Annotated in this window: 4 protein-coding genes; all 4 read left to right on the top strand. The window is 62.3% G+C overall.

All coding sequences use genetic code 11. The annotated features are described in order from the left end of the window. Positions 1–60 precede the first annotated feature (60 nt). Genes tnpA through O9X91_RS23760 form a run of 4 tightly spaced genes read left to right on the top strand, consistent with a single transcriptional unit; the run spans position 61 to position 2808 of the window. The gene (gene tnpA, locus O9X91_RS23925; protein ID WP_423734667.1) at positions 61–465 is read left to right on the top strand and encodes an IS66-like element accessory protein TnpA; all 405 of its coding nucleotides are present in this window, start codon (positions 61–63) and stop codon (positions 463–465) included. Further along, positions 462–812, top strand: a complete 351-nt coding sequence (tnpB, locus tag O9X91_RS23770) for an IS66 family insertion sequence element accessory protein TnpB (protein WP_062594513.1) — start codon at positions 462–464, stop codon at positions 810–812. The genes tnpA and tnpB overlap by 4 nt, the downstream gene beginning before the upstream one ends. Before the next feature lie 59 nt (positions 813–871). After that, on the top strand, positions 872–2509 hold the full coding sequence (gene tnpC, locus O9X91_RS23765; protein WP_256121439.1) for an IS66 family transposase: 1638 nt from the start codon (positions 872–874) through the stop codon (positions 2507–2509). Further along, positions 2509–2808, top strand: a complete 300-nt coding sequence (locus O9X91_RS23760) for a hypothetical protein (protein ID WP_110808511.1) — start codon at positions 2509–2511, stop codon at positions 2806–2808. The genes tnpC and O9X91_RS23760 overlap by 1 nt, the downstream gene beginning before the upstream one ends. The last annotated feature ends 27 nt before the right edge of the window (positions 2809–2835 follow it).

Genomic DNA, 2835 nt, shown 5'->3' with positions numbered 1-2835 from the left:
GTATGCCTCCGCCGAAGGCCGTCTGCCCTGATTTGGTGATTGGCTTTAAGTCCATGCCTTATGTCATGCGCTACAATCATTTCCCCTATTGAGGTCTATTCCGCGGACGATCTTGGCCGTCGACGGGATTGGTCGGACGAAGAGAAGGTTCGGATCGTCGAAGAGAGCTTGCAAGGCTTTCGGCAGGGTTCAGTGACGGCGCGGCGATATGGATTGTCTCGGTCGTTGTTGACCCGTTGGCGTCGGGAATACCGGAGCGGGCTTCTGAGCGTTACCGCATCAACAAGCTTCGTGCCGCTTTCGATTTTGCCGCCGCCGGCATCTTCCGAGATGGCCGGTCCGCTCCGGTCGGACGGCGACAAGACGATCGAGATCGGCCTGCCGAACGGTCGTCGCCTGACGATCCCGGCCTCGCTTGATCCGAACATCCTTGCCGGCCTGTTGCCGGTCCTGGATGCGTCATGATCGCCTTTCCGGCCGGGGTGAAGGTGTGGATCGCGGGCGGCGTGACGGACATGCGTTGCGGCATGAACAGCCTAGCGCTGAAGGTGCAACAGGGTCTTGGCCGCGATCCTCATGGCGGTGAGGTCTTCTGCTTCCGGGGTCGCAAGGGTGATCTGATCAAGGTTTTGTGGCACGACGGGATCGGCATGTCGCTTTACCTGAAGCGGCTTGAGGCCGGAAAGTTCATCTGGCCGGTCAGCCAGAATAGCTCCGCCGTGCCAGTGTCGGCGGCGCAACTCGGCTATCTTCTGGAAGGGATCGACTGGCGCAATCCACGCTGGACGCAGCGACCTGCAACGGCAGGATAGTCGCCAACCGTTCCACTGTTTTTGTTGGGCTTTCTGTGGTTCCATGGTAGCTTTCGGCCATGGATGATGCTGCTTCGGAGATAGCCAGATTGCGCGCCGCGCTTGCGGTATCGGAAGCGCGTGCCGCCTCCGCCGAGGCCGATCTCGCGCAGGTGCGCGCCGTCGTGACGACTTCGGAGGCGATGATCCGGCACCTCAAGCTCGAGATCGCAAAGCTGCGCCGTGAGCAGTATGGCCAGAGCTCGGAACGGCGCGCCCGGCTGATCGACCAGATGGAACTGCAGCTCGAAGAACTCGAAGCCGACGCCACCGAAGACGAGATCGCGGCTGAACGCGTGGCAGCGAAGATCACAAATGTCTCCGCCTTCGAACGCCGCCGGCCGGCCCGCAAGCCGTTTCCCGAACATCTGCTGCGCGAGCGCCTGGTCATCGAAGCTCCCACGCAATGCGCCTGCTGCGGCTCGGCCCGGATCGTGAAGATGGGCGAAGACGTCACCGAGACGCTGGAGGCGATCCCGCGCCAGTGGAAGGTGATCCAGACGGTGCGGGAGAAGTTCACCTGCCGGGACTGCGAGAAGATCAGCCAGCCACCGGCTCCCTTCCATCCGACTCCGCGTGGATGGGCAGGTCCCAACTTGCTCGCCACGATCCTGTTCGAGAAGTTCGGTCAGCATCAGCCATTGAACCGCCAGGCCGAGCGCTATGCCAGGGAAGGCGTCGATCTCAGCCTCTCTACGCTGGCCGATCAGGTCGGGGCCTGCGCGACGGCGCTGCAGCCGATCCATGACCTGATCCGTGCCCATGTTCTGGCAGCCGTTCGGCTGCATGGTGACGACACCACCGTGCCGCTTCTGGCCAGGGGTGCAACAAGGCAGGCAAGGTTATGGACCTACGTCCGCGATGATCGTCCCTTTGCGGGCGGCGCGCCGCCGGCGGCGCTCTTCCACTTTTCTCCGGACCGGGAGAAGACCCATCCCAACACGCATCTTGCCGGATGGCACGGCATACTGCAGGCGGATGCCTATGGTGGCTACAACGATCTCTATCGTGCGGGTCGCCGCCCCGAACCGGTCAAGAGCGCGCTCTGCTGGAGCCATGCACGGCGCAAGTTCTTCGAACTGGCCGATATCGCCGGCAACGTGCGCAAGGGCAAACCTGCCCACGAGATATCGCCTGTCGCGCTCGAGGCCGTCGCCCGCATCGACGCGCTCTTCGATATCGAGCGAGGCATAAACGGGAAGTCCGCCGAGGAAAGACTGGTAGCGAGGCGGCAACATGCGCGTACGATCGCCGAGGAACTGCACGACTGGCTCATGGCCCAGCGTTCCCAGATGTCGAAGCACAATCCCGTCGCCAAGGCGATCAACTACATGTTCGAGAAGGACGGGCGCTGGGAAGCCTTCACCCGGTTCCTCGACGATGGCAGGCTCTGCATGTCGAACAATGCGGCCGAGCGCGCCCTGCGCGGGATAGCTCTCGGAAGAAAGGCGTGGCTATTCGCCGGCTCCCAGCGCGGCGGCGAGCGTGCTGCCTTCATGTATTCCCTGATCGTCACGGCCAAGATGAACGACATCGATCCGCAGGCCTGGCTGGCGGACGTGCTCGCTCGCATGCCTGGCATCCCCGTGTCGCGGCTGCCGGAACTGTTGCCGTGGAACTGGTCTTCCGCAGGCCACGTCCACCAGAAAGCAGCCTGATGGCGCGCCCGACGCATGTCTACACGATCGACTATGTCGCCTCGCTGATCGGCGAGAACATTGAACTTCTCCAGAAAATCGCCAACAATTCCGACAACATCGACTACGGCGAGATGATCCATGTCCATGACGGCAGCGAAGAGGGCATCACCACCTTCACGGACCGGGGGATCGAAAGCTTGCAGGAATTCCTCGCCGATATCCGCACCTGGGACGGAGGTGTGCGGCAGTTCCTTATCGACGAGCAATGTGATCCGGAAAGGATCGAACGCATCATGGCGGACCAGCCTAAATCATAAGCTCCGCGGCCTTCGCCGGATGGATAC

It is taken from the genome of Agrobacterium salinitolerans, from assembly GCF_027498475.1.
Lineage (GTDB): Bacteria > Pseudomonadota > Alphaproteobacteria > Rhizobiales > Rhizobiaceae > Agrobacterium > Agrobacterium salinitolerans.
Note: the sequence above shows the minus strand (reverse complement) of the source record. Positions and strands in the feature narration are given on the sequence as shown.

Coding starts and splice junctions, on each gene's coding strand:
- tnpA (WP_423734667.1), top strand. CDS start 61: ATGTCATGCGCTACAATCATTTCCCCTATTGAGGTCTATTCCGCGGAC.
- tnpB (WP_062594513.1), top strand. CDS start 462: ATGATCGCCTTTCCGGCCGGGGTGAAGGTGTGGATCGCGGGCGGCGTG.
- tnpC (WP_256121439.1), top strand. CDS start 872: ATGGATGATGCTGCTTCGGAGATAGCCAGATTGCGCGCCGCGCTTGCG.
- O9X91_RS23760 (WP_110808511.1), top strand. CDS start 2,509: ATGGCGCGCCCGACGCATGTCTACACGATCGACTATGTCGCCTCGCTG.